Origin of the sequence: Paraniabella hibiscisoli, assembly GCF_022512515.1 — a bacterium.
GTDB classification, from domain to species: Bacteria; Bacteroidota; Bacteroidia; order Chitinophagales; family Chitinophagaceae; genus Niabella; species Niabella hibiscisoli.
Map to the genome: position 1 here is coordinate 4,054,026 of NZ_JAKWBK010000001.1, position 25,969 is coordinate 4,079,994.

The 25,969-nt window shown below is 42.2% G+C and carries 24 protein-coding genes and 5 pseudogenes; 1 reads left to right on the plus strand and 28 read right to left on the minus strand.

Annotated elements, in window-relative coordinates:
• Positions 1-39 precede the first annotated feature (39 nt).
• From MKP07_RS25070 to MKP07_RS39495, 27 genes and pseudogenes are all read right to left on the minus strand, one after another.
• Positions 40-210 (minus strand): hypothetical protein, encoded by a 171-nt coding sequence (locus MKP07_RS25070; protein WP_240849848.1) that lies wholly within the window; start codon positions 208-210, stop codon positions 40-42.
• A gap of 86 nt (positions 211-296) precedes the next feature.
• Positions 297-2,468 (minus strand): SusC/RagA family TonB-linked outer membrane protein, encoded by a 2,172-nt coding sequence (locus tag MKP07_RS25075; protein WP_317236098.1) that lies wholly within the window; start codon positions 2,466-2,468, stop codon positions 297-299.
• The gene (locus MKP07_RS25080; protein WP_240849850.1) at positions 2,366-3,088 is read right to left on the minus strand and encodes a TonB-dependent receptor plug domain-containing protein; all 723 of its coding nucleotides are present in this window, start codon (positions 3,086-3,088) and stop codon (positions 2,366-2,368) included. Before MKP07_RS25080 ends, MKP07_RS25075 begins: the two co-directional genes overlap by 103 nt.
• A gap of 346 nt (positions 3,089-3,434) precedes the next feature.
• The gene (locus tag MKP07_RS25085; protein WP_240849852.1) at positions 3,435-3,848 is read right to left on the minus strand and encodes a helix-turn-helix domain-containing protein; all 414 of its coding nucleotides are present in this window, start codon (positions 3,846-3,848) and stop codon (positions 3,435-3,437) included.
• 271 nt (positions 3,849-4,119) lie between these two features.
• Positions 4,120-4,311: a hypothetical protein gene (locus MKP07_RS25090; RefSeq protein ID WP_240849854.1), complete on the minus strand. Its 192-nt coding sequence runs from the start codon at positions 4,309-4,311 to the stop codon at positions 4,120-4,122.
• A 225-nt stretch (positions 4,312-4,536) separates the two neighbouring features.
• Positions 4,537-4,674, minus strand: a pseudogene (locus tag MKP07_RS42940) (SGNH/GDSL hydrolase family protein); the annotation flags it as partial.
• 150 nt (positions 4,675-4,824) lie between these two features.
• A complete protein-coding gene (locus MKP07_RS42945; protein ID WP_394803695.1) occupies positions 4,825-5,079 on the minus strand; it encodes an SGNH/GDSL hydrolase family protein in 255 nt (84 codons plus the stop codon).
• A gap of 96 nt (positions 5,080-5,175) precedes the next feature.
• Positions 5,176-5,624, minus strand: a pseudogene (locus tag MKP07_RS25100) (SGNH/GDSL hydrolase N-terminal domain-containing protein); the annotation flags it as partial.
• Between the two features lie 169 nt (positions 5,625-5,793).
• Positions 5,794-6,093: a hypothetical protein gene (locus tag MKP07_RS25105; protein WP_240849860.1), complete on the minus strand. Its 300-nt coding sequence runs from the start codon at positions 6,091-6,093 to the stop codon at positions 5,794-5,796.
• 66 nt (positions 6,094-6,159) lie between these two features.
• Positions 6,160-7,188 carry a sulfatase gene (locus tag MKP07_RS25110; RefSeq protein ID WP_240849862.1) on the minus strand — a complete coding sequence of 343 codons (1,029 nt, stop codon included), beginning with the start codon at positions 7,186-7,188 and terminating at the stop codon, positions 6,160-6,162.
• A 156-nt stretch (positions 7,189-7,344) separates the two neighbouring features.
• Positions 7,345-8,241: a GDSL-type esterase/lipase family protein gene (locus MKP07_RS25115; RefSeq protein WP_240849864.1), complete on the minus strand. Its 897-nt coding sequence runs from the start codon at positions 8,239-8,241 to the stop codon at positions 7,345-7,347.
• 13 nt (positions 8,242-8,254) lie between these two features.
• Positions 8,255-9,310 (minus strand): GDSL-type esterase/lipase family protein, encoded by a 1,056-nt coding sequence (locus MKP07_RS25120; RefSeq protein WP_240849866.1) that lies wholly within the window; start codon positions 9,308-9,310, stop codon positions 8,255-8,257.
• A gap of 302 nt (positions 9,311-9,612) precedes the next feature.
• On the minus strand, positions 9,613-10,089 hold the full coding sequence (locus MKP07_RS25125) for a sulfatase/phosphatase domain-containing protein (protein WP_240849868.1): 477 nt from the start codon (positions 10,087-10,089) through the stop codon (positions 9,613-9,615).
• Complete coding sequence (locus tag MKP07_RS25130; protein WP_240849869.1) at positions 10,086-10,607, minus strand: sulfatase-like hydrolase/transferase; 522 nt, start codon at positions 10,605-10,607, stop codon at positions 10,086-10,088. Before MKP07_RS25130 ends, MKP07_RS25125 begins: the two co-directional genes overlap by 4 nt.
• Complete coding sequence (locus tag MKP07_RS25135) at positions 10,601-11,134, minus strand: sulfatase-like hydrolase/transferase (RefSeq protein WP_240849871.1); 534 nt, start codon at positions 11,132-11,134, stop codon at positions 10,601-10,603. Before MKP07_RS25135 ends, MKP07_RS25130 begins: the two co-directional genes overlap by 7 nt.
• A gap of 263 nt (positions 11,135-11,397) precedes the next feature.
• On the minus strand, positions 11,398-13,110 hold the full coding sequence (locus tag MKP07_RS41410) for a discoidin domain-containing protein (RefSeq protein ID WP_317236099.1): 1,713 nt from the start codon (positions 13,108-13,110) through the stop codon (positions 11,398-11,400).
• Between the two features lie 112 nt (positions 13,111-13,222).
• Positions 13,223-13,654, minus strand: a complete 432-nt coding sequence (locus tag MKP07_RS25145) for an alpha-L-fucosidase (protein WP_240849873.1) — start codon at positions 13,652-13,654, stop codon at positions 13,223-13,225.
• A gap of 179 nt (positions 13,655-13,833) precedes the next feature.
• Complete coding sequence (locus MKP07_RS25150; RefSeq protein WP_240849875.1) at positions 13,834-14,298, minus strand: hypothetical protein; 465 nt, start codon at positions 14,296-14,298, stop codon at positions 13,834-13,836.
• A 62-nt stretch (positions 14,299-14,360) separates the two neighbouring features.
• Positions 14,361-14,738 (minus strand): hypothetical protein, encoded by a 378-nt coding sequence (locus MKP07_RS25155; RefSeq protein ID WP_240849877.1) that lies wholly within the window; start codon positions 14,736-14,738, stop codon positions 14,361-14,363.
• Positions 14,701-15,681 carry a family 20 glycosylhydrolase gene (locus MKP07_RS25160; protein WP_240849879.1) on the minus strand — a complete coding sequence of 327 codons (981 nt, stop codon included), beginning with the start codon at positions 15,679-15,681 and terminating at the stop codon, positions 14,701-14,703. Before MKP07_RS25160 ends, MKP07_RS25155 begins: the two co-directional genes overlap by 38 nt.
• Complete coding sequence (locus MKP07_RS25165; RefSeq protein ID WP_240849880.1) at positions 15,648-15,875, minus strand: hypothetical protein; 228 nt, start codon at positions 15,873-15,875, stop codon at positions 15,648-15,650. Before MKP07_RS25165 ends, MKP07_RS25160 begins: the two co-directional genes overlap by 34 nt.
• A 384-nt stretch (positions 15,876-16,259) precedes the next feature.
• A pseudogene (locus MKP07_RS25170) lies at positions 16,260-17,299 on the minus strand (DUF4998 domain-containing protein).
• 36 nt (positions 17,300-17,335) lie between these two features.
• Positions 17,336-17,769: pseudogene (locus MKP07_RS25180) on the minus strand (DUF5000 domain-containing lipoprotein).
• A 32-nt stretch (positions 17,770-17,801) separates the two neighbouring features.
• A pseudogene (locus MKP07_RS25185) lies at positions 17,802-18,571 on the minus strand (DUF4959 domain-containing protein).
• A gap of 19 nt (positions 18,572-18,590) precedes the next feature.
• Entirely contained in the window at positions 18,591-20,522 is a 1,932-nt protein-coding gene (locus MKP07_RS25190; RefSeq protein ID WP_240849885.1) for a RagB/SusD family nutrient uptake outer membrane protein, read from the minus strand.
• A gap of 33 nt (positions 20,523-20,555) precedes the next feature.
• Positions 20,556-22,268 (minus strand): SusC/RagA family TonB-linked outer membrane protein, encoded by a 1,713-nt coding sequence (locus MKP07_RS39490; protein ID WP_317235891.1) that lies wholly within the window; start codon positions 22,266-22,268, stop codon positions 20,556-20,558.
• Entirely contained in the window at positions 22,265-23,671 is a 1,407-nt protein-coding gene (locus MKP07_RS39495) for a SusC/RagA family TonB-linked outer membrane protein (RefSeq protein ID WP_317235892.1), read from the minus strand. The genes MKP07_RS39490 and MKP07_RS39495 overlap by 4 nt, the downstream gene beginning before the upstream one ends.
• A gap of 739 nt (positions 23,672-24,410) precedes the next feature.
• On the opposite strand from MKP07_RS39495, the gene MKP07_RS25200 reads away from it, so the two are divergent.
• Complete coding sequence (locus MKP07_RS25200; protein ID WP_240849886.1) at positions 24,411-25,247, plus strand: AraC family transcriptional regulator; 837 nt, start codon at positions 24,411-24,413, stop codon at positions 25,245-25,247.
• Positions 25,248-25,469: 222 nt separating this feature from the next.
• Here the strand turns inward: MKP07_RS25200 and MKP07_RS25205 are convergent, their stop codons facing one another.
• Positions 25,470-25,919 (minus strand): hypothetical protein, encoded by a 450-nt coding sequence (locus MKP07_RS25205; RefSeq protein ID WP_240849888.1) that lies wholly within the window; start codon positions 25,917-25,919, stop codon positions 25,470-25,472.
• Positions 25,920-25,969: the final 50 nt, after the last annotated feature.

The following is a 25,969-nucleotide window of genomic DNA, read 5'->3' on the forward strand; positions in this document are numbered from 1 at the left end:
TTGCTATTTGAATATTTACATCGTGGTTGGTATAACCGCTTATAAGGTTACATTTAATCCGAACGAATAAGATTTTACCGCAGGATAGGTGGAGCGTTGTGAAGCCGACTCCGGATCGAAATCCTTTAGTCGCTTGTCACCTCTGAATGTAAAGGGATTGTAGGAAGATACATATACTCTCAGGCCCTTTAAACCAGCTTTTTCCAGCACTTGCTGTGGTAGGGTGTATCCGAGGGATAATGACCTGATCCTGAAATAATCCGCATTAAATAACCAGAAATCGGAGGTTGCAAAATTTACTGTTCCAGACCTTGACAGGCGGGGGTAGGAGGCGGTCTGACTTGGATTGTCGATCGTCCACCTGTCGAGCACATAATTTTTACACCGGCACCATTGAAGAACGCCTGCGAAGCTTCAGCTTCCAGGTATACCTTAACATTTTTTACACCACTTCCGATAGCTGTAAAATCAAAATTTTTATAGCTTACATTCAGATTCAGACCGTATATGAAATAGGGTACGTCGTTACCTGCTATGATCCGGTCGTCTCCGTTAATGACACCGTCATTATTCTGGTCCACATACCTGATGTCGCCGGCTTTGGCAGCAGGATTGTATTTCTGTGCTTCTGCATCCGATTCATAAAAACCGTTGCTCTCGTACATAAAGAATGAACCTATGGCTTCTCCAACCCTGTTTACATAATATCCGCTGGGTGCGGTTTGTTCCACTTTTCCTAAATCCACCACTTTGTTCCATATCTGGCTGATGTTACCACCAATAGTGTAGGTAAGACTGTTTATTTTGCCATTATAATTGGCTATGAATTCAAATCCGGTATTTCTAACCTGGCCTATATTAATAGAAGGGTTTTGGGTGTCTGTTAAACCTCCTTCTGCAGGTATGTCGGGGTTGCTGAGCAAAATATCCTTGGTTAATTTATTAAACAGATCTACCTGCAAGTTCAGGCCTTTGAATAGTGTTGCATCAATGCCGACATTATACATGTCTACTTTTTCCCAGGTTAATAAAGGGTTGGGCAATTTGGCGGGAAATACCCCATCCTGCTTTGTTTGATCCAGAATTACCACGGTACCGGTACCAAGCCCGTCATAAAAATCATAATAGCCTACATTATTTACATTGCCCAGTTTACCGGCAGATAACCTTAGTTTAAGTTCATTTACAATGGAAACATTTTTCATGAAGTTTTCCTGCGAAATACGCCAGGCGAATGATGCAGAGGGATACCATCCTACCCGGTTGCCCGGCGCAAACTGAGAGGACGCGTCATTTCTTAAGCTGGCCTCAAAAAGATACCTGTTGTTGTATGCATAGTTTAACCTGCCGAAATAAGAGCGAAATGCTCTTTGTTGAATATTGCCTGTAGCCGTCGTATTCAGGGGATTGGCTGAACCTGCGTTGATCGCATCAAGATCATTATTGACAAAGTTTTTCCTGATTACCCTTATAAACCTGTCTTTGAAATTTTCATAAGAAGTACCACCGAGTATGTTAAAATTATGCGCGTTGAGCTGGTAACTATAGGCTGCCGTTAATTGGCCGAGAATATTGGAAGTGTTCTGCCATTGTTCATCCAGCTGGTTTACGGTTACAGCAGTCGATGTCAGCGGCTGCTTGTTAATGAAATTTACAATGGGTGTCATTGTATTGGCAAATGTACTTGTAACATAGTTCATGAAATTATAAGAAAACAGACCACTTATATCCAGTCCTTTGATAGGTGTATAAGTTCCGTTAAGGGTGCCAATAAACCTGTTGGTATTATAGGAGCTGCGCCCACCTTCTGCCAACCTGCGCAAAGTATTGCCTGAGGCCAGAGCTGCATCTACGGCCCCGGCGTTAATGCTGCCCCAGGTGCCATCGCTATGCCTGGCAACATTCAATGGTGTTAACCTGGAGAGGCCGGTGAAGTCGATATTTCCCTGATCATTGTTAAAACCATCCCTGATAAAAGAAATGTTACTTGAGGCCTTGAATTTTTCAGATAATTTGGCTTCTGTATTGGCACGAACCGAGTATCTCCGCAAATCTTTTCCTGGTATTAGTGAGTTTTGTAAAAAATACGCGCCGCTTAAATAATATTTAACCCGATCTCCTCCCGATACATTTAGCTGATGTTCCATGATGGGCGCATTTTTTCTCAAGGTCAGATCATACCAGTTATTATCAGGATAATAGTCGGGGTTTAGCTGATTCCTGATGGTGTCTAAAATTCCGTTCGAAAACCTCGGGGCTCTTCCGGCATTAGTTTCTACTTCATTATAAAGTAGCGCGTAATTTGTTGCGTCTGTAAAATCGGGAAGATATATAGCCGACTGCTTTCCATAATAGGCATTGTAATTTAAACGAAAGTTACCTCCTCCTTTTTTGTTGTAACCAATATGACACCATAAGCCGCTCTTGACCCGTAAATGGCAGATGCGGAAGCATCTTTTAGAATAGATACATTTTCAACGTCGTTGGGATTAATGCGGGCAAAATCCCCGGCTTGAACTATCACTCCATCTACGACAAATAAAGGCGAGGATGAACCGGTATTACCGCGCCCGCGTACATTAATAGCACCCAGGTCGTTCCCTACATCACCGGGTCTTGATTGTACCGCTACCCCGGGTACGGTGCCCTGTAACGCATTGGTTAACGATGTAACAGGCCGGTTGGTAAGCAGCTTTTTGTCAACTGTATTGACTGCCCCGCTCAGATTTACCTTCTTTTGGGTGCCATACCCCACCACTACCACTTCATCGAGGTTGGAGGAAGCGGGTGATAACGAGATGGACGCTGCGGCCCCCGTATTTATCTCTACTTCCTTACTCTGATAACCTACCATAGTACATAAAACGGTAACCGACCTGGTGGCGGCAGAAATAGCCAGCGTAAAGTTGCCGTTTTGATCAGTGATAGTTGCTGTTGAAGTATTTTTGAGCGTAACGGTGACTCCCGATAAGGGTGAACCCGTACTTTCATCCTTTACCGTTCCTGATATAACAGGCGTTTGGGCCGCTAACAGTTTCCCCAGGCAGAGTATACCCATTAACAGGCATAATTTTAGAAGTTTTTCCATATAAAACATTTTGGTAAATATCAGCTGTGAGTGAGCGGTTTTCTAATGTTATATTGCCTAATTGTTAGATAATTTTATCTAGTAAACCGCAAGGGCTCAACATCAATTATAGCTGTTTGGATAGCTGCTTTAATTTGATACAATAATGGTATCATAGGTATAGCGGATCAATTACACAAGCGGATATTGTTACAAATAATTTGCAGAAGTGGTATGGCGCGCTATTAAAGGGCAGCTATTTTGATGTGAAAAGCTACTACAGCAAATTGCTTATTTCGCGCATATTTAAAGGGTTATGAAAAATAATCCTGATTGCAAATTTTTCGTTCCCGGGGAAAGCAGCCGTTTATAGTGTTTGGGTTTTCTTTGAATTTTTCCGGTATTCAGAAGGCGTGGTTTTTTTAATGGATTTAAAGAACTTATTAAAGTTTGCTATGCTGTTATAACCACACTCGTAACATACATCAGAAATAGAGTAGCGCTCGTTCAGCAGTAATTTAGATGCATGCCCTATTCTTAATTCGTTCAAAAACTGGATAACGGACTTTTGTGTGCGGCTTTTAAAATACCTGCAAAATGCACTTGGCGTCATATTACAAAGATTCGCAACTTCCTGCAGGGAAATGTCATCCTGGAAGTTTTGCATCAGGTATTTATACACCATATTTATACGACCGGTGTCCTTTTCTTCGTAGAGGTTTTTATAAGAGACGCTGGCCAGGTAGCTATACTCTTCAGAAGAAGATAATAAGCGGATCAATTCGAGAAAGGAAATTATTTTGCTGAGATCATGCTCCCTGGATATGGTGGCCAGCTTGTCAATTACTTGTTGTTTTGTAGTTCCGGTGAATACAAGGCCTCTGTAAGATCTTTCAACCAGCTGTTTTATAGGATTCAGCAGCTCTATTTCATCTGTCAGATTTAGCAGGAAATCGGGGGGAAATAAATTACTGTTGATTTTACATTGGCTTCATCGGGCTCGCAAAAAAATGTTTCATCATTCTGCCATATATGAGGCAGGTTAGGGCCCATTAATACCAGGTCGCCACCCTCAAAATTGTCGACACTATCTCCAACGATTCGTTTCCCAAAACTTTTTCTATCCATACCAATTCACAAAGATGATGAAAATGAAAAGGTGTGTCCAGGAAAGCCTGTTCCACCCTTTTAATGCGAATCGTTTTGGTACCCGCCAGAGATACGTCTATAAGTTGAGGCTTCATCAATGAGAACTTTAAACTAAATTACCCTTTTTTTGATAATCGTGTCGATTATATGCAAAAATGATACTGCTGCTTTGCAGGTATTTGTGGTTGCTGTATCCGATGTATTTTTCGCAGGCCGTCGACACCGATGGGCGGTACTTTCAACGAGGACGATGTAAGTTTGATGCCTATAAAAGCATACCAATGTCGATCTGTCTGTTAAATAATTGCCTTAGCTCTTTTTTAGTATCGACCTGATCTTTTTTCATATGCATCTGCATATTTGGCCATGCCAATGTCGTTTGGATGCGTCCCATCTACAGTATCCTCTTCATCAAAACCAATTTCTTTTGCAGTAAGCTGGTAGATATTTTTATGGCCCTCTTTTTCAAGGCATAAAAACCCGGCTCAACACATCACTCGTCCATTTATAGTTATTTGATAATAAAGTATCCATACTTACATCGGGGCTACCACAGCAGTGTTCAACCAGTAAAATAGGTGTAACGGGATGTTTCGCCCGTAGAGCTGCTATTGTATGCCTGATTCTTTTATCAATTTCGGCTTCGGTGTATATTTTTTATCATACAGGTTAGGCTGACAATCCAGCACAAAAAGCCGGGCATCCAGTTCAGTTAACAGATGTGCCAATTCAGGTTCCAGTCGCCCGTTTCCTGAAAAGCCTAAATTAACCAGGGGCGCATCCAGTCTTCTTCCCAGTATGTTGGTCCATGCCAAACCAGGCCTGCTGGCACAGGCTCCCTGCATAATAGAAGTGCCGTACAATACAACAGGGGCTTTTGTATTGGCTTCTATAAACGAAAAACTAGTTTCATCGGCTACACCTACCTGTAACCATTTAAGTGAGTTGTATAAAGGTAAATACAGCCTGAATTCCTGCAGGGGAACATTTGTAACAATATTACTGAACCGGTAAGTGATCGTATCATCAAAATTAAAATTGCCTGCGGCCCAGTGCCAATGTCCATTTATATCTTTTGCATACAGATCCACACCACTAACACCGGTTGCCGCATATGATTCATTGCCCACCCATTGGTTACCTGGAAGCGTACCATGATGGTATTGGCATTACTACGGAACTTTATATAATTACCGGCACTATTTTTTGCCAGCGACCATACTTCTTTTCTAACTGTTGCTTTTGCTTTTGCGGGCAGCCGGTCGTAAAAATCAGCAAGGCCGGTTTGCCAGCCACGGCCTTCTACAACCGGATAGCCTTCCTGCTCAGGGTTGTGCCATTTTAGATGCTGCGTGTACGCATTAAAAAATGTAGTAAGCAATACAAAGAGTAAAAGCTTAGGTTTCATACAATGACCGTGTTTTGATAACAATCAAAGATACCACTAAACGGAGCTAAGTTTCTTTAAAGGAAATATTATTTCTTAAAAGAGAATGTTTTTTAGTGCTTATCAGTTACCGGTATATTCAATGTTCCTGTTTGCAGTGCGCACCTTTATCCCATAAATGTATTTCAACTTAGTTTTCTCCCGCCACGTTTCCGGCTACCGGCTTGTTGGAGGTGGTGATCCTGGTGGGTAATGGAGCCCCTGTATTGTTCATCCATTGTAGTAACTCGTTTAAAAGCTCGTTTCTTTGAGCCACATGCGAATGGGATAAATCAGTATGCTCACCTTTATCGGTCCTGATATTATATAATTCAATAGCCTTATTGTTATGAAGCCTGGCCTTTCCTCCATCCAGCAGCCATTCCTCGAGGTATAAATGAAGTTTAAAATCGCCTTTCCTGATTACAGCTACCGGCCTTGACCGAAACACCTTATCTCTCTCCCCTGATGACAGGATTGTCGAGATAGCCAGGAAAATACCAATAGATAGATTTTCTTATCGTGGTATTTTTTGACCTAACATAAGGGGCAGCAGGTTTTCACCATCACTTTTATATTGGGCATTGCCGGCCAGGGCCATAAACGTAGGATACAGGTCCAGATTGATAATTGGTGTTGAATTTACAGTACCGTTCTTTATCTGGCCGGGCCAGTACGCAATGAAAGGTTCCCGTATGCCGCCTTCGTAATAGGAACCCTTATTGCCTCTTAAAGGCTCTTGCGGGGATTGCTGGGTGGCACCATTGTCACTGGTGAATATCACCAGGGTATTTTTATCCAGGCCCGATGCTTTAAGAAAATCAAGAAGTATACCCACACTGGAGTCAAAGTCGTATGTACAGGCGGCGTATAATGCCTGTTTTTCATTAAGACCTTGTTTTCTGAACAGCGCCACGCTCTCGGCTCTCGCTTCCAGTTTGGAATGGATGGCATGATGAGATAGGTAGGCGAAAAAGGGTTTTCCTTTTTGTTTTGCCATAAATTGTATGGCGGCGTTTGTCAGCGAAAACATTCCTTTCGGATCGTCTTCTATGTTGCGCTTTTGACTTTCTACATATTCATCAAATCCCTGTGCTTCAGGCTTGGTATCCTGTGACTCACCCAGGTGCCATTTTCCAAAAATAGCTGTAGCATAACCCTGCTCCCGCAGGGCTTCGGCAATGGTGTAAAATGAGGGGTTTAAGGAGGTTGTATTGCGCACGGGAACCAGCCGCATTTGCGCTACTGGTCCGCGTGTGGTACTCCCCACGGCATAAACACCATGGCGTGGCGTATATTTACCGCTGATCATTGTAGCCCGGCTGGGTGCACAGTTGCCTGCTCCTGCGTAGGCATTGTTAAAAACCATTCCATTTTTAGACAGCGCATCTATATGAGGTGTTTTCATGATCTTACTTCCATTGAACCCGCAATCCATATAACCGAGGTCGTCAGCAAAAATCAAAAGGATATTGGGCTTTGCTGAAAGTGGCGCATTTTGCGCGACTCCATTCAAACCTGGTAACCAGGAGAGCGTAACCATCATTGAAACGGGAAAAAATATTTCACGGCGTTCTTATTTGAGACTAAGGATCTAAACATCGGAGGTTGATATGATTTATCAAATCTTACTAAAATACAAATTTTACCGGGTACAACGGGCTTCTCTTTCTTTAATATCCGGATGAGTTTGAGGACAGATTCAATTTTGTTTCCTCATTAATTTTGTTATATGGGACTGTATGGTGGTACCCCAAATACGATAACCGCCGGGTAGTAAATGTATCCCGTCTGAAGCGTATTTTAATGGGTCCAGATCGCCGTTAGTCAAAGTAAAAATGTCGTATAGCGGGAGATAGAGGTAAGGATGATGTGAACGCTTTGCTAACAGAGCATGTATCTGTTCGAATTTTTTCCGGCGTTCGTCAGTTTGCCTGAGCCCGGTGGGCAAGGGGCCTGTCAATATTAACTTTGATAAAGGCATATTATCTTTTATCCATTGAGCAATGGCCATAATTCCAGTCACGATTTCTTCGGGACTATCATTATCAATAAAATTGTTTACGCCGATCGTTACAACGATTACTTTGGGTTGAGCATATTTAAATGTGCCATTTTGCAATCGAAATAGAATATTTTGTGTACGATCTCCCGAAATACCGGCGTTTTCCCATTTATAGTTCGAAAACAAACTATCGAATATTGAAAAGCCAGGTTTATAGGTAACGTAAGTTCTGTGACCACCTGTACCTTGCGTTATTGAATTGCCAAGGAAAATAATATCAGGATTGGATGCCTGTATCAAACTATCGATATCTGATTTTTGCGCCCACCAGCCTTTCCCTTCTATCCATCCTGCACCGGAGCGATATTCCGATCCAGGTGCCGCAATGGCAGCAAAGTTTGTTTTCTGACCTGTAGCAGCCAGGATGAAATTAGTTATAGGAGTGGGATCCTGTAGGCTATGTGGATGATGGTTGACTCCCGGCTTATGAATCACGTTAATGTTTCCGCCGGCAGCTTTAACTCTTTTCTCAAATGGTTCTGTATTTTCTTTTACGGGCACTATATCATCGGCATCTCCAACTACGTGTAGCATGGGAAAGCCCAGCTTAGCTATTTGCTCTGCATGATCTAACGGACTTCCTTTGAAAAGGAGGGCTTGTTCTTCGGTAAGATGATAATCTTTTTGAAAGCTTCCCAGGGTTCCCTTGCACCCGAATTTTTTTGCCTCCCGGCCAGCTTTTTAAATCCAAAACCGGTGCGTCTGCATAGATGCAAGCTACCTTTCCCGGATTTGCCAGGGCCCAGTTATACACATACACGCCCCCGCGACTCATTGCTTCTAATGCAACTTTCTTCGATAATCCGCATCGCCTCATCAGTGAATAAAACTTATTCCAGATATTAATGGCCTCGGAATTACCGAATAGTTCTGCTACATCGCAATAAACAATATGAAATCCCCGTTCCAGCAAAGAAATATCAGCCTGAGGCTCGTGTCCCCAAAACCTGGCCCGCCAAACCCATGGGCGGCCTTTAGCAACTACTCTTGGTTTTACTACTTTGCAATCGCGCCCCGCGTACTTAAAGTCAGCGCAATCAAAACCATTAAAAGGGGAAATGGTAACCTGTTCTTTCATATTTGAAAAAAGGTTGAATTCTTTTTCAGGGGTTGATTTAACGGCCTCATAAACCCGCCTGGCGATCACTGTAGCACCAATAGAGGAGGGGTGTATTTTGTCAGTATAAAGCCCGGGCTTATCCACGAACAAGGGAAACAAATCAATCAATTCAGTTTTTTCTCCGTAAGCCACTTTTTGAATGCGGGGAATGATATTTTTTAGCAAGGACGCACTAACTATGGCATTAGCGGCTCCTGTATCGGTAATAAATGAAGCTATAGGTAATAGTAATACCACACGCGGTTTAGATGGAAGGCTTTTAAATGAGTTGATCATTTCTTTATAGTCTGCTTCAAACTGATTGTAAAAAGAAGCGTATTGCGCCTTACTGTCATTGGTGCCGAGTTTAATGAAAACAATATCCGGACGAGAGGATAGCGCCTGGAGATATTCCTTTGAATCCCAGTAGGAATTGTTGGTTCCTTTGGCCAGCGTGGCACCGCTGCGCCCAAAGTTCATTACCTCATATTTATCTCCCAGCATATTTTGCAATTGCGTGGGTAATTATTATGTTCGCGGTCTGCTGTTCCCATTCCCCAGGTAATACTGTTACCCACACAGGCAATTTTTATTTTAGATTGACATAGCGCGCTAAAACTGATTAAAAGAAAGGCAAGAGCCAGTAAATTTTTTTTCATCCGTTTTATTTTATTTTTTATTCGACGCCGCGCGGTTGGCGGCACAGTTTCAAAAGCTTTTCCTGCGGGTTTTGTACTGTGTTCTGGTTTCAAGATTAAATAAGGCAGGAATGATCAGAAAGATTTATTGAGCAAACATCAGGAAGATCATTTACCCGGCCAGGCTACATGCTCTCCTGTCTCTCTATTAACAGGCATTGATGCATTCATTTCTTTCAGTCTTGTTCCCAATAACTCCGTAAGTTCTTTTGCTTTAGCAGGTGCTGTATTGAACAGGTCTTTATGTTCGCCGATATCGTCTTTGAGGTTATAGAGTTGGGCTGTATTATTTCTTAAGTTGTACACTAATTTCCAATCGCCCTGCCTGATCGCGCTGAAATAGTTGATGCCGTACTCAAGGGTGTTTTGCCATTTATTGGGATAATGCCAGATTAAGGCCCTGGTATCATTTTTTAGGGAAGGATTTTTTAAAAAGGGTACAAAGCTGATGCCGTCTACTTTTTGTACGGTTTTATAATCCTTAATCCCCGCCAGCTCCAGTATAGTTGGAAAGAAATCTTCTATGATAACATACTGATGAGTAACTGTAGCCGGTTTTACAAGTGCCGGGTATTTAACAATCATGGGCTCACGAATCCCCCTTCGTACACCGAACCTTTCCCTGCTTTTAATGGCAGGTTCTGGGTATGAGATTTGCCGCTTCTTTCAGGGTTTATACTAAGGCCGCCATTATCGCTCATAAATAATATTACCGTGTTGTTCTCAACGCCCTTTTTCTTTAAATAATTCATGATATCTCCAAGACTTTTATCCATGCCTTCCAGCAAACTGGCATAAGCGGCTTCCGTAGAGTCAAGCCCTGCATCCAGATAGTTTTTGACAAAGCGCTTGTCGGCTGTGATCGGTGTATGAACCGCATAATGGGCCATGTTGAGGAAAAAAGGCTGCTTATTTTTAATAGGCTGCTCCAGGGTTTTTAAGGCTTCCAGGGTGAGTGCCTCGGTTAAAAAGGTATCGGTTCCAAAATATTCTTCAAGATCAGGCACTTCTCTTAGTGTAGGATGGGGCATCAGGTTTCCATAATTTTCCTGGGGCAGGTAACTTCTGGGGTGTCCGGCTGCATGCCCCGATATGTTTACCATAAAGCCCATGTTATAAGGATTGGAACCGGGGTGCCTGCGCTGGCCCAGTGAGCCTTCCCCACATGAATGGTAAAATAGCCCGCATCCTTTAGTATTTGCGGGAAGGTAGTGGCATAAGCTGTTTTAAGTATTCCGGGCACAGGGCTCAGACCATTCATATTCCAGTCGGCCGCCGAGAATTGGTCGTCGTATGCATCTGTATTTTTATTTTTCTGTACTGAAGTCCAATTGGTAATTCTTAAATGGGCCGGGCTCATACCCGATAGCATTGCTGTTCTTGAAGGCGTGCAAACAGGCGCTGCATAAGCGTTGGTGAATTTCATGCCTTCCCTGGCCAGCCTTTCCATATTAGGAGTTTTGTATCGCTTGTTAAAGTCAGTTTTTTGCGTCCAGAAGGGCTCTGAACTATCTTGCCATCCCATATCGTCTACCAGAAACACAATAATGTTGGGAGAGGGGTTTTGCCCTTTGCAGCATGTATAGATAAAAACGAAAACGAGGATTTGAAAAATCTTTTTTAATGACATACTTAAATTTTCAAAATATTGTTGAGCGCAAGTACAGGTAATATTACAAATATAAAATTAAGGTAGGGCTGACCGGGTAATTTCTTGCCTGAACTCTATTCTATCTTTACGTCCCGGCAAACTGATTACGCTTATTTTTTTGTACCGTAAGCAGATCTTAACGCTAAGGATGGGATATTGATTTTTCCTCCTGCAGGATTCAAAACAAAGACATAAAATGAAAAAAATAAGGTAAAAGCTACAACTTCAATGATGCGCGCTATTTAAGATTTAGTATACGATCCTGATTTAAAATTATTCCTTTTAATCTTCAAAAAGTCCAGTTCAGCTATTGCTAATTGATCTTCACTACCCGTTTGAATGGCTTTGATGCGTATATACCTGGCGATAACAGGCCTGTTAAAAAAATGCTTACGGGTTGAGGGATCATTAATGAGATTTCCAAATTCAAAATCGCCGGCTTTTTGCCAGCTGACGCTGTCGTCGCTTACTTCAATAATGCCTTTTGCTAACATACCTCTCCTGTACCTGGTTTGGGGTGTGTAGGCAAAAGCGTTTATATTATATTTCTTACCCAGGTCTATCGCCAGGAAATGTTTTTCGGGCGACGGCTTCGATTCCCACCAGGTTTGTTTATTTCCATCAATTGAAAACCGGGCACTGTTAGATTGCGATTCACTATCTGTGCCTATAATTTTCCAGTTTAATTTTGAAAGGCTTATCGTTTCAGAAACAATCGGACCCTGTTCCTGATTAATCACCGCAATTGCCTTTATAGTACCTTTTGACCATTCAAACGGTGTTGAATATATCTGGCTTTTGGTAGTGGGTTCCCCGCCATTGGTTGTATAAAATATTTGCATCCCTTTGTTTAGATTCTTACTGGTGTTTTCTCCATGCGGTTTCCAATTAAACTCAGATACTACTGGTTGAATCACAACTTTACCATCACTATTCCTGAAAACCTGTAATTGTGGTGGCCTGGTTTTGTACAGATAGGCCCCAATAGTTGCAATCGCAGGTTTAAGCCTGCTTTGTAACCATCTTATCCGAAATTTGGAGGAAGTCACTTCAGGAAAACGTAATATTCTTTTATATCCAACATTGGAAGCGGCTGCAATTTCTTTCCAGCTATTATCCATCCATGCATCGATTGCGTGTTTTTCTATACGTTCGCTAAGTTGATGGATCGGCTCCTGGATTAAGAGGCGGTTTATTGTAACCGCTTTGGGCAGGGTGATGATGATATCTTTATTATCGGATGTTAGAAAGGTATTAAGGTTATCGTCCCGTAATTGAGTTTTCAAATCAGACTTTTCGAAAAGATTGGCTCCATAGGTGTCGTTGATTCGCTTACCTACTTCTTTCAGCACTTTCACATCTTCAACAGAAAACTTACCATCCCTGTTAGGTGGTATATTTAATAAGAAAGTTGAATTGCCACCTACTGATCGTTCATAGATGTCAAATACGTCGTCTGCACTTCTTACTTTCTGATGGGTATCGTCTCGATAAAACCAGCCTTCACGTATAGAAGTATTGGTTTCTGCCTGTTGATAGTGTAAGAATCTGGCCCCATATAGCTGACTGCGACTACCGATATCTTCAGCGGTCATATCTGGGAAATGGGCTGCTGTGTCAGGGTTTTCCATATAGGAGATCACGTTCCATTCTGTTGCCCTGGTACTGCCCGATTCGTTGCCGCACCAACGCACATCCTCTCTGCCAAATATCACAGCTCCCGGAGCGAGCTTGTGTATTAATTCTTTCCATGCTGTATAGTTATATTGCTGACCACCTTTTGTTTTAGGGTGTGCCCCGTCAAACCAAACTTCATCTATAGGCCCGTACTCGGTTAATAATTCAAAGAGTTGATTTAGGAAGTATTCATTATAGTCATCTACAATAAATTCAAATTTGTTTTTATTGGAAAACGGGCGGCCTGGTATTTCCCGGGGATTGTGCGCTGCGTATATTTACTTAGGTTTCCGTACAGTCCTTCCGCATTCTCAATCTGAAATAGGTCCGCCGGCGATAAATAGACACCTAATTTTAAGCCATATTTTTTGCAGGATGCAGAAAGGTCTTTTAATACATCCCCTTGCCATTACGAAAGCCGGTTGACATGATGCCATGTTTGGTATAACGGCTCTGCCAAAGCACAAAACCATCATGGTGTTTTGCCGTAAATATGACCATCTTCATCCCGGCGGATTTCATTGCGTCACACCACTGGTCGGTGTTCAATTCTTTTAAATCAAATATAGCGGGATCTTCTTTGCCATTGCCCCATTCCATGCGTGTGAAAGTATTGGGACCAAAATGCACAAATGCAATAAATTCATTTTTCAAAGCTGCCAACTGGTTTTTTGTTGGGACAACATGGGCCGCTTTCTCAATAATCCGCTCTTTGCTATCCGAAGCATCAATACGAATGGTATGCTGAATTTTATGAGAAGCCGATTGCCCATAAATGGCAACTGACCAACAGCAGGCAACAACAGATAATATGAAACGCATATAAAAAATATTAAGCAAGTGTTATTCGATGCATTAAGCACCATTGTTGATAAACATTGAACAAGAGGTGCTTCTTTAACCGGTCTGCGGGAATCCTCCCCAATCTGTTTTCATTCACTCCGGGGCAAGCGAACAATTCAATCCTCTTAACCCAATTTTTAGTACAAGTACTATACGCCTTATTTAAACGCCCGGTAACCCGGGCCCGGTTCATTGATTTCCGTCCACTTTCCATCCTGGTTAAGTTCTACCGGTACCAATGCAAACATCCAGTTCTGTTTTTTATAAGATCGTTTTGATACCACTTCTATATCGTTCCAGCCTTTCTTTAATGAAATTTTAGAAGGCTTTCTGGTCCAATAAAATTCCTCGTCGGTAAACGGGATTTCATTGGCTGGCGAAAACCAGGTGTGCTCCAGATACCGATAGCTGCCTGGTGAGCTAAACACGGGCGCCGGTGCAGCAACCCCATTTATTTTAATGTAGCCTCCATTAGCGTCCCATTCGCCCGTTTTGGGTAAACCCGCGCTTTTTCGTGTAGAACGCTCGGGTGTTTCAAAACCTATCCAGGCATTGATGTTTTTTGCCTGGTCACTGTAAATTTGGGTGGTTAAAACAAGAGAATCTCCTCCTGGTTTTTTCAACTTTCCAAGTTTAAGAAGGTCATCAAAATTAATTACACCGCCGGTAAATTTTCCAGCGCCCTTTATTTCCCACTGCAGGTTGCTAAATTTCGAAAATGGAAACGCTTCGTTCTTAAAAAACGGTCCCGGTGGTTGGCCAGCCTGTTTTCAAACTCTCTGAAATATTTCCATTCCATCGTACCATATTCAGGTGTAAGGTCCTCAAAAATACTTGCGTTTTGCCGGCCGCACCATATGGCTTCGCTGTAGGCTATCATGCCGGGCCAAACCGGGTTATGTTTTAGGATATTGTTTTTATTGTCAACACGGGTATCAGGCCAGCAGCATAATATACCGCCCAGTGCTAATCCTTTTCCCTCCGGTTGGTTACAGATCTGGTGAAAAAATACCGCCTGGTCAGGGTTAGTGCATCGGCAGCATTGAATTGAGGTAGCCGGCATAAGAGTCTATAAAAGGGTGCGTGATTTTTTCCAATTTGGAAGGCGTAATGTCATTCCACAGCTGTTTAATCACTTCATTATTTGCCTTTAAACCCGGGCTCCAAACCATAGCCTTGCGCCCGTTTGCTTTGAGCCGTGCACACATGCGATCAATAAACTGATCCGGATTGGGGATATGTACCTCATCGGAACCGATATGTATGACCGGGCAATCTTTCGCAGGGATTTCCGAACAAAACTCGTCCAGCAGTTTTTCAAGCACGGTCATCCCTTGTTCCGTTTCCATTTTAAAGCCAAATGTGGTCTCAAAATATTCGCTGTGGCCGGGCATATCAAGTTCCGGTATGATCCTGATGTGACGTTCTGCCGCGTATTTTATAATTTCACGTATCTCATCAAAAGAATAAGATCTACCTTCATCTCGACCTGCTTTTCTAAACCCCGGATCATTAAGCTGTGGGAAAAGCTTGCTCTCGGGTCTCCAGGCCGGATTGTCGGTTAAATGCAAATGAAAAGTGTTGTATTTGTATGATGAAAAGCGATCCAACTGAACTTTTAGTGCACTAATTTCTCTAAAATTTCTACCGGTATCATGCATAAAACCGCGGATGGAATAAGCCGGCCAGTCTGTTATAGTACAATTGGGCAGCGATCGTATCTTTTGTTTTTGCATGATCAACTGTCCGATCGTTTGCACACCATAAAACAACCCGGCAGCATCAACGCCTGTAATTTTTGCCGAGTTGGTAACGATGCTTAATTGATAACCTTCTTTCCTGATTTGGAGGTTGGAATCGATGTTTAGTAGAAAGCCCCCTATAGGAGGCGGTTGCAAATTACTAACAGGAATGATATTGCTGTTGACCCCCACGTTAGATAAAATTTTCTGCAGGGCCAGGGCTGTGTTCTTTACATTGGCGTTATCCTGGTAATAAATAGCCATGTTTTTCGAAGTATAAAGTTCCCTTCCTTCCAGGTTACTTTTTGAGGATATGGAATAAGGGAAACAGGTGCCGCGGCCAGTTCGCCCAGATCGTGGGGCGATTTCCAGGTGCCTGACAGGTTTTGCATGATTGCCTGACCCCTGGCTTGTCCCCCGAAAAGTACAATAACCAAAGCGATTATTATTTTTTCCATTTTTTTATTTTAATCCGAAACAGTTCCTGTTGGCATCATTACATGGCTTAAAACAAACGGGATAGGTCCGGGTAAGAACCTGGCAGGCCTTTTAACCAGGACCCATACCTGATTACCGTACCGGTAAAACCAGGCATAGAACCAACATTTAAATAACAACCAGGTAATGGCATGCGTATTTTATCGCAGCTGCAAATGTATTCATCTGTCCAAAGCAAAAGGTGCACAATCGATTGCATCGGCTGCATCTTTGTAACTTATACTAAAATGCTACAATGATTTAAAACTTTACGGCAGCCCGCATTATTATTTCCGGGAAAATAAGCTGAGGTTAAACAATATGCTGCTTCATGCTGTGCGTATTACCGGCTATAACGGAGCGTTTTAAATTCGCTTATATACAATACTTCCCCTTCTGAAAAGATTAGACGTATTAGAATAAGTGAAATTTACTGTGAAGCTTTTCCCGATTGGATCAAATGTACAAGGACCATTTGCAGTAATGGCTACACTTGCCTCTGAACCGCTATTAGGCATAATAGTAACACTATTATCCTCGTTAACCCTAAGATACAACGTAAGCCCCGTGTTATTAAACACCGGCAAAATGGTTTTGAAAATATTATTGCCCTGGTAGGTAATATCTTTATTTTCATTGACCGGCTCTACAGGATTGGGCTGCCTTTCTAAAGTACCCGTACAAAGAAATGTACCTGCAATCTTAGCAGCGTAAAAAATATCTTTACCCTTAATAGTATCTGTACCTGAAACCCAGAAAGTATCTATTGAATTTCTTACCGGTATGTAAGAAGATCGCACCAGAATATTTTCACCTTCTTTCCAGTCAGGCAGTACAATAGTTGACGAATCCGGGTGTAAGAAGGTGTTCACAACAACACCGGCGTTATTTTTATAGGTAAGCTTTGTGCTCACCTGGATGGTGTCTCTTACTTTAGCAAATCCTAAGATAAGTTTGTCTGAACTATTGATCGTTCTTGCGCTATCTGTGCGGTTCCTCAACGAACTATTATAGATAGCTCCATAAACTCTTACCGAACCTAATGTTTGGCCTATAGAGCGGTTGCCTGCTGCATCGTAGGTGTAAATTGTGAAATCCTGTACATATTCTCCCAGCCCGGAAATTGTACTCTTTAATACCTGTGCCGTTGTTTCGCCATTAGCCTGTACAACCAGGAGTCGCGTCGCGAGTTATAGTAAATAACATATTTTGTAATACTGGGATCTGAGCTGGGGTTCCAGGTAAGTTGTACACGTTCATTACCCGGATTGGCTTTTAGGTTCGTAACAATACCCGTATAGATAACCTCCTCGCCATTCAAATATTTATCATAATTGTAACCTTCTTTATCGCACGCAACAAGGGCGAGAACTAAAATAAGAAGGCATGATATTTTAAAAGACATTGCTGTAAGTTTAATATTATTGTAATTCTGTTTATTTCACCGGGGGTCGCCGTAAAATCTCATTTCACTAATGGCTCCGTAGGTATAATTTCCCCATGTAGATTCCACCGATACTCTTATGAATTTAACCCGTGGCGCATTGATGGGTACGTTGAAGTCGAAGCCGCATCCCAGGCAACATTATCGGCGGTAGTGGGAGAAGAAGGTGCATTACCTGAAGGCGGATTTGGTACTACATAATTACCAAGATTAACCCAATCGCCTGAAACCGTACCTACGGGTACACCTTTAGGAAGCGCTATATCTGCCGGAACGTTTTCATTGGACCCCCAAATGGCGAACTCCTTCGCGCTTTCAGCAGCCCAGCGACCTCTGTCAGTTCGCCCCCAATAACGAAACCTGCTTAATTTTGCTTCTATGCCAATCCCGAAAGTGCATGTATAGGGATAGGCAGAAGCCGCGCCAGACAAGACAGCGGTGTGCCATACGTCAACAAAAGTTGTTATATTATTCCAAAGACGATTGACCGTATAATTGCCGTCATAGGGTGGTTTATCTGTAGGTAACGTGTATGCAAAAACTTGCTCCTGTCAAGCGCTACTTCAAATAAAGGCTCTATGGTTTTAAAAAGTGTGTCTGATATATTGCCAAAAGCGTCCGTTACATAAGCCCCTATCTGCTTCGGAAGAGTGTCCAGCCCCGGGTGCTATACTGAATGTTTTCGAAATTATTAAAGCTCTGCTCGCGTATAACGTACCTGCCAAAAGCAGGATCATTATACACCATCACCACACCAATATTTTCTTTAAGGATATTGGTGGCTGTAGCAGTAACACCGGCAAAATCTGCATTGAGTGACAGGGTCTTCCGCACCAGCTGATAGGGCGGAATATCGGGGTGAACCGTTACAGATACAGGGTCAGATTCTATGCCTGCCCGCGATACCACTTTCAACTGCACCTGGTAATCCTTTGATTCAGCAAAACCTTGTACCAGGGTGGTGTCGCTGTAGTAACTTGATTTACTTTGTCTTTTAGCTCCTGTTTTTTCGTTTATGACATAGTCGGCTTTTACGTATAGTATATTGGTAGTTCTGGGAAGGGTATAAGTAATGATTGCAGCTCCATTTAAATTTTGCACTTTTACGTTGGATATGGGTTCAGGCTTCGTTTTATCTGTTGAAACCACCTCATTGCCCTGACCCACTTTAGTGCAGGAGTTGAAGAATGTCAGAATTAAAAAGGCAAAAAGTATTAAAGGCTTATTTTTCATTTTGAATCAGTTTAATAAATTACCATAAAGGATTTTGTACATTCTTTTTGTTATTAAGGATCACCGCATCCGACAGGGGCCATAAATAATCTCTTGAGGTAAATGCCGGTATAAATTGAGTTACGGGCTGATAGAATCCCTGTGCCGTTGTTTGCCTGAAACTCCATCCCTGTATAGGTTTGGAAAGCGCCACCCCCATTTCCTTCCACCTTCTCAGATCCCAACCAGCCTGCGCTTCAAAACATAGCTCATTTCTGCGCTCCCGGTGTATGATCGACCTTACGCCTTCTTTATTGCTTACTGTGCCGGGCGATTTAGAAAAATTTGTCCATGATTCCAATACACCCTTCAAACCTGCTTTGGCCCGTACCTTGTCCACATATTCAAAAACTTCTGCAGAGGGGCCATTGGCTTCATTCAGGCACTCTGCATACAGCAGGTATAGTCCGGATAGCCTCATGCGGGGCAAACGATAAGGCTCAAAGGCCGGCAGATCTGTTCTTACGTAGGAAGACAGGTAGTGGACTAATTTTTTAGGCCAGATAGCAGTAATATTTGTTCTAAAATTATCCATCGGACCGGATATGCTTCCCTGCCCTTTGGCCTGCACACTTACCATAGCATTAGAGTTAAGCGTGCCGCCACCGAACCAATAACCGCCATCAAAACCGATGCTGGCATAATACCTTGGTTCACGGTTAAAATTGGCTTTTATGGTCTGGTAATTGGGTACAACATAGAATTTGTGTGCAGGGTCCGATGTTTGAATTGAAAAGCGGCCTGTGTAGTCCCATGTTTTATCATCTTCAATTGGCACCCCGTTATTAGTGTAAAATAATTCTGTTGTGGAAATGGGAACAGCTAATGTGCCGGGAGCATTATAAGAATTTTCCGAGCCGGAGTTTTCTATATAAAGACGCGGTAAGCTTTGGCCCTGGAAAGGAAATATACCATTTAAGGCCCAGATCAACTCCGGGTTAATATCCCATTTCTCTGTTACTGCATTTTGAATGGTAAGTAATCTTTTAATGGAATCTGATATGTTAACAATGGATGCATTAGGTATAAACTCATACAATTTTTTATTGACCGCTGAGGCCTCATCGATGGCAGCCTTACAAGCAGCAGCAGCGCTAATCCATTTTTGATTATCATAGGTTGGATTGAATAGCTGACTACCTTCTTTGTCTTTAAAATCCAGGTAGTCAGGATTTCCGTTAAAAAGCGGGCTAGCTGCCGTCGCCAGCATCTCTGCTTTAACAGATAGTGCAATTAATTTAGTGATCCTGCCTAACTCATTAGTAGGATTGCTGATCTGTTGCGGCAGATCTGTAATGGCCTCATCCATAAGCTGCACGGCATATTTAAAAACTTCATCCACAGGTTCCCTTCTCAACTGTAATTCTTCAGCAGAAGCATCTATTGCGAAGTTTTCTTTGTATAAAGGAATAGGGCCGTACAATCGGGCCAGGTAATAAGTATAATATCCTTTTAAGAACTTTACCTCAGCTATCCACCGCGCTTTTTCAGTAGCTGTAAGGTCAATGGGCTTATCAATATTCTCAAGCATGATATTGCACCGTCGAATTGCTATGAACAGGTTAGTGCCGCCATTGGTACCCTGCCAAAAGTTCAATACAGGGCTATTGATATTTTGTACGTTTCCCCTGGGCAATTGCAGGTAAACGCCCAGGTTTCCTCCCAGTTCTACCGGGTAAGTGAGTTCCCCGGCACTTAAAAACCCAATATCTGATGCAACGCCTAAAGACTGGAGGGCCGAATAGCAGGTGAATAAATAATTTTCTGCTTCATTACGGTTCCTGAACGCATAGTCCAAAGTACCCACATTAGGAGGTGTTACATCTAAAAATTTCTTGCATGAGGAAAGACTGCCGGCAAACATTAATGCTGCAATAAATAATTTTATGGCTGAATGATATTTTCTAAACATGTTTCTTTTTTTAACGTCAATACGATAATTGTTTTAAAGCCCAAGGTTAATACCTAAACCATACTGCCTTTGTAACGGATAATTAAATGCATTGCCACCCAACTCTACATCCCATAACTTAAAGTTGCTGAAGTTAAGCAGGTTGGTAGCGCTTAGGTAAATGTTTGCCTTGGCTAAATGCACTTTCTGCAATAGGCTTTTGGGCAGAGAATAGCCTAACTGTGCATATTTCAGCCGCAGGTAATTGCCGTTTCGTATCCACCAGGTGCTTTGTTGCATGTTGTTTTCTATCAATGCTGCGCTGGTGGCCATGCGTGGGTATAACGCATACATATCCTGATTATCAAAATTCCAATGGTCTTCGGCAAAAGCCTGTAACAGGCCCGTCTGTCCGGTGTAACCGGGACCCACTACAAAAGGACTGGTGCGTCTTGGGTCGATAAAAAAGGAAGTACGTGCTGACCCCTGGAAACGGGTACCAAAATCGAATCCCTTATATAAAACCGTAAAGCCAAAACCATATGCAATTTGAGGGGTAACGGGAAAGCCAAAAGGAGCCTGATCTGCAACAGTTATTTGTCCGTCCTTGTTAAGATCACGGTATTTGATGTCGCCTCCCATGACTGTGCCGGTACCAAAAATCTGTTTGGGAGATGCTGCTGCTTCCTTATCATCTGTAAAAAGACGTTCAGCAATATAGCCAAAAGGCTGGCCCAGGATAGTATTATTGATATACCTGTAGGATTCAGGATAGTTGGGTTCTTCATAACCAGTATAGCGTCCCTCAGAAAAGGTGAAATTACCCATGAACTGTGTGGTAAGTCCGTTCGCAAATGTTTGAGTATAGTTGGCGGTTATATCAACGCCACTGGATTTGGCTGATCCGAGATTTGCGAAAATATTCGCTTCTAACCCGGTAGATTGTGGTACCAGGCGCTGCAGTAATATATCTTTGGTATTTCGTGTCCAGTATTCGGCAATAAGGTCGAGTTTTCTGGCAATGGTCAGGTCAATTCTATAGTTGGTACCTATAGCACGTTCCCAGGTAATACCAGGGTTGGGGTAATTTCTGATAGAAACGCCTGGTTTACTGATAATATTATCGGTGCCAAATGTAGCGGGTGCCCCGCCCTGCAGATTTACATCAGAAAGATAAAAGAAGCGCTGGCTTCCAATATCATCTTTACCTGAAGCGCCTATGGTTGCACTTAGCTTAAGAGCGCTGATGATTTTTGAAATGCCATCACCCCAGAATTCCTCTCTCGACACTACCCAGCCAAGCCCACCGGTTGGGAAATAGCCAAACCTGTTTTGTTCGGCAAATCTTTCACTGCCATTGTATCCAAATCCATGTTCGAATAGATATCGTCCTTTGTAAGTATAATTAAACCTACCTGCTAATGTCAGGTTTCTATACGGCAAGGCATATTGCAAACTGGGTAATTGTGTAGCAGGGTCAACTCCATTTGCGTTGATCGTTTGCATTCGAATACCCACAAAATCAATATCCACCTTATGATCTCCAAAAGTGCGGGCAAAGTTTATATTTCCCTGGAAATGAATTTTGGCTGAGGCATCTTTTCTGCCGGGTGTGTAATTAAGGTATTCGGTGGCCTGGCCCGGGGCTGAGTTGATCCATGTTAAATTGTAGGTGTTCGTTGTTCTATCATAACCGGAGGGTAGGGTTACTGTATAATAGAAAGGATTATAAGCCATTTGATAATCGAAATAGGAGTAACGGTTCACGTTAACAAATCCGTTGAATTGAAGTCCTTTTGTAATAAAATCCAGCTTTTGCGATAATTAATTTTGGCCTGCATGGTTGAGGTGGTAAAAGTTTTAAAACCTCTCAACATGGCGGCGTATGGGTTATAGTATTGTAAGGCTGTATTAGTGCCACCTGAACCGCCTGATCCGTTTCCAAAAAGAATATGCTGGGTAAGCCGGTTAGCCGAATCCGGCTCATAATAGGGTGCGAATAATACCGGGCTGGTGTGCGTGGCCTGGCCGTATAAATCAGTCGAAAAGCTGGCGTTGTTCGTGATAGGTCCGCTATACTCGTTGAAGTTGCCCCACAGGTCTACCGACAATACTGTAGATTTGGTAAGGTTCATATCTGTATTGCCCCTTAGCTGGTAGGTTTTAAAATTTACATTATTATTAAAGTCGTTCAGATCACTGCGTTTAAGATTGCCATTATCTACATTATAGGTACCTGATACAAAATAGCGGGCTGTACTACCCCCACCACTTACACTTGCCGTACCTTTAAAATTGTTCGTTCTTTTCTTGAAGAGCAGATCCAGCCAGTCTACTGCGGGATAAACGTAGGGGTTACTTCCCGGGGCACCATCTATTGTTTGCTGCGTGTTATAAATTTTATCTGCAGAAAAGAAATCAGGCTTAAATGGTGGACGCGCATTTTCTGCATAATTATAAACTTTCATATAAGTAATAGGATCAGCCAGTTCAATCATACGTGTAGCTTCAGAAATGACATTATCTATTCTAAGGTCGATGCGAGCCTTGCCTTCCGCTCCACGCTTGGTAGTAACCAGTATCACTCCATTAGCACCCCTGGAGCCGTAAAGAGCTGTTGAACTGGCATCTTTCAATATGGAAAAACTGGCTATGTCATCTACCTGCAGGCGCGCCAGGTCATCTAATGAGAGCTCGATGTTATCAATTAAAACAATAGGGTTTTGACGAAACCCAAAAGATGTTGCGCCCCTTACAAAAAAGTTGGAATTATCCAGGCCGGGTTGCCCGCTTTGCTGAAAACCAACTACACCCGCTACCTGCCCGATTAACGCATTGGTAAGATTGCTGGAGGGCGTTATTAACTTACCTGGTTCTATCGTAGCTACCGAACCCAGAACCGCTTCCTTCGCCTGTTTTTTTCCAAAAGCCGTAACAACCACCTGCTCCATATCGTTTGTAGTTGGTAAAAGACGTATCACAAACTGGTTAGTAGTTTCAGTTACTGAAATTTTTTGTGTAATGAAGCCCACCATTGAAATGCTAAGCTGTGTACCTGCTTCAACATCAATAACAAATTTGCCGTTGACATCAGTGGTGGTGGTGGTAGGGGTTTTACCCAAACTTTCAACGGTCACACCAATAAGGCTCACTCCCGCCGAATCCACCACAGACCCGGTTACGGTTTTTTTATGGTTTGTGCAAAAGCATCGCTTTGTATCAAACTGAAGACGATAGTCAACAGCAATAGAAGCAGCTGAATTCTTTTTTTCGCATAGCAATAAAAAGTTTGAGTTTTTAAAATATTTACAAAGTAATGTTCAGCATCAGGAAAAGGAAATGGACTAAAAAGGGCTTTTTATGGATATTTGTTTGAAACAGTTGTTTTCGTTTTTAACACAGCGTTAACCTAGTATTTTTCACCGTACATCATCATAGGATCGTCTATTTAATTAAACGAATTGTCCATAAATCAGGTTTTTAAAAGCAGCAGATGTTACCGTATATTGTGGAAACAAAACAACGGATATGGGTACCCGCGTGCCGCATTGGGCAAGTATCATCAACAGGACTGCATAAATAGTATCCATAAATCTCTTTGCACACGGTGCGGCGTATTGTGAATTATCTCAGTTAGCACCCTTATGCCTATTGATTCTAAGCGGGAAGGTTTTGAGATAAATTAATAGCCATACAATTTTTAACCAACCTGGTAAATGGGGGCGCGTGCAATCGGTTGCGCCGTATTTTTAATTCATTTGTAATTATCTTCAAAGGGTGTGAACTATAGTGATTAGCTTTTAAAGTATATCCTAAGTAGTTTGCGTAAAAAGACGGTAGCTTGAAAATTTAATTAAGTCAAATGTTTATTCGAAAAAAGATGGCTTTACTGCTCAAAAAGCCATTGTCTTGCCCCAACCGGTTATACAGCAGTGTGAGCAAAATGAGTACATTTCTAATCTGCATGTCACAGACATAGGATTTTATCCTAAAGCAGCATTTCATTACCGGCGCAGGGAGCATGGATCTCCGCAAAATATACTGATTTATTGCACTGATGGAGAAGGATGGGCACAAATAGATCGGCATAAGGTGTCCATTGTACAAGGGCAGTTTTTGATTCTTCCACAGAACACGAAACATGTGTATGGCGCCAGCTCCAACAAACCCTGGTCGATTTTTTGGATGCATTTCAAAGGTAGCACGGCACATGTATTAACTGACATCCTGAAAGCAGACGGAAACAATTTCCTGGGAACCGTACCTTACGACGAAACGAGAATCCATATTTTCGAGAATATGTACACTACTTTGGAAACCGGTTACAGCGATAGCAATTTGTTCTTTGTAAGCATCTTGGCTCAGCATTATCTGGCATCATTTTGTTTTCCTTATTTGTTTACCCGTCCTACACCGTCCGAAGAAAATGAGATAGATTTTTCAATACGTTATATGAGAGAACATATCGACGAGAACATAACCGTTGAAGCTTTGGCTAAGAATGTGTATCGTTCTCCTTCTCATTTTTCAACGCTCTTTAAAAAGAAAACAGGTTTTCCGCCTTTAGAATATTTCAATCATATCAAAATGCAACGGGCCTGCCAGTTACTGGAGTTTACCAACTTGCAAATAAAGGAGCTTGCGTCGAAAATCGGTTTCCAGGACCCTTTCTATTTTTCAAGGGTATTCACCAAGACTATGGGTTTGTCGCCGGTACAATACAGGAAGAGAAAGCAATTTAAATAAACAGCTTCACATGTATGACAGAATCCTACTGGCAGATTTGAGTAAATTAAAAGGTTTTGCAAACCGGGTTTATCACCTACGCTATTCAAAAGAGCAAGCCATCCTGGCATAAATATCCCTTCCAGTTATCATAGAATTTTACCCGGAAAGCAGGGTTAATCGTTTTTGAGAGTTTTTCACTTAGATTCATTTCGTTAAGCAAACCAAATGTGTAGCTCAACACTAACCGGTCAAAAACCGGATATTTTCTGCAAAGTTTAACCAATATTTTTTTTCCTCTATTGATAGTTTTTCAATTAAACAGCAGTATTGCGCCAACGAAAGAATAATGTGGTTCGGAGTAATCTTTTTGAACAAAAACAATACATCAAGTAATTGTAAATAGGGAAGGTTTTGATGACTAATTACATTGTATTGCCTTCGAAATTGCAGAACATAGCCTTGAATCATTTTTTGAGTAAAAGCCACATGCCCAAACAGAAATATCTTCCCGTTTATAGTAAATCCAAGTCTGTCGATGATATCACAATCAATTTTGTAGTATTGATTGGAATGCTTGCTATAGCTCCGGGCTTTATTTAAACTTTGGCTGGTTTTAATGTCTCCTAACTGCAACGTTAGTATTTGATGCCAGTTTCCGGTTATAATAAGATCCTTTTCGGCAGGTGTCATAGCGTACTAGTGTTTTGTACTACTGACTATTCACATCATATGAATGCGGG

Coding starts and splice junctions, on each gene's coding strand:
- MKP07_RS25080 (WP_240849850.1), bottom strand. CDS start 3,088: ATGGAAAAACTTCTAAAATTATGCCTGTTAATGGGTATACTCTGCCTG.
- MKP07_RS25090 (WP_240849854.1), bottom strand. CDS start 4,311: ATGAAGCCTCAACTTATAGACGTATCTCTGGCGGGTACCAAAACGATT.
- MKP07_RS25110 (WP_240849862.1), bottom strand. CDS start 7,188: ATGATGGTTACGCTCTCCTGGTTACCAGGTTTGAATGGAGTCGCGCAA.
- MKP07_RS25115 (WP_240849864.1), bottom strand. CDS start 8,241: ATGCTACACGTAGTTGGAGATGCCGATGATATAGTGCCCGTAAAAGAA.
- MKP07_RS25120 (WP_240849866.1), bottom strand. CDS start 9,310: ATGCTGGGAGATAAATATGAGGTAATGAACTTTGGGCGCAGCGGTGCC.
- MKP07_RS25125 (WP_240849868.1), bottom strand. CDS start 10,089: ATGATTGTTAAATACCCGGCACTTGTAAAACCGGCTACAGTTACTCAT.
- MKP07_RS25130 (WP_240849869.1), bottom strand. CDS start 10,607: ATGGTAAACATATCGGGGCATGCAGCCGGACACCCCAGAAGTTACCTG.
- MKP07_RS25135 (WP_240849871.1), bottom strand. CDS start 11,134: ATGTCATTAAAAAAGATTTTTCAAATCCTCGTTTTCGTTTTTATCTAT.
- MKP07_RS25145 (WP_240849873.1), bottom strand. CDS start 13,654: ATGCGTTTCATATTATCTGTTGTTGCCTGCTGTTGGTCAGTTGCCATT.
- MKP07_RS25155 (WP_240849877.1), bottom strand. CDS start 14,738: ATGCCGGCTACCTCAATTCAATGCTGCCGATGCACTAACCCTGACCAG.
- MKP07_RS25160 (WP_240849879.1), bottom strand. CDS start 15,681: ATGGCTATTTATTACCAGGATAACGCCAATGTAAAGAACACAGCCCTG.
- MKP07_RS25165 (WP_240849880.1), bottom strand. CDS start 15,875: ATGGAAAAAATAATAATCGCTTTGGTTATTGTACTTTTCGGGGGACAA.
- MKP07_RS25190 (WP_240849885.1), bottom strand. CDS start 20,522: ATGTTTAGAAAATATCATTCAGCCATAAAATTATTTATTGCAGCATTA.
- MKP07_RS25205 (WP_240849888.1), bottom strand. CDS start 25,919: ATGACACCTGCCGAAAAGGATCTTATTATAACCGGAAACTGGCATCAA.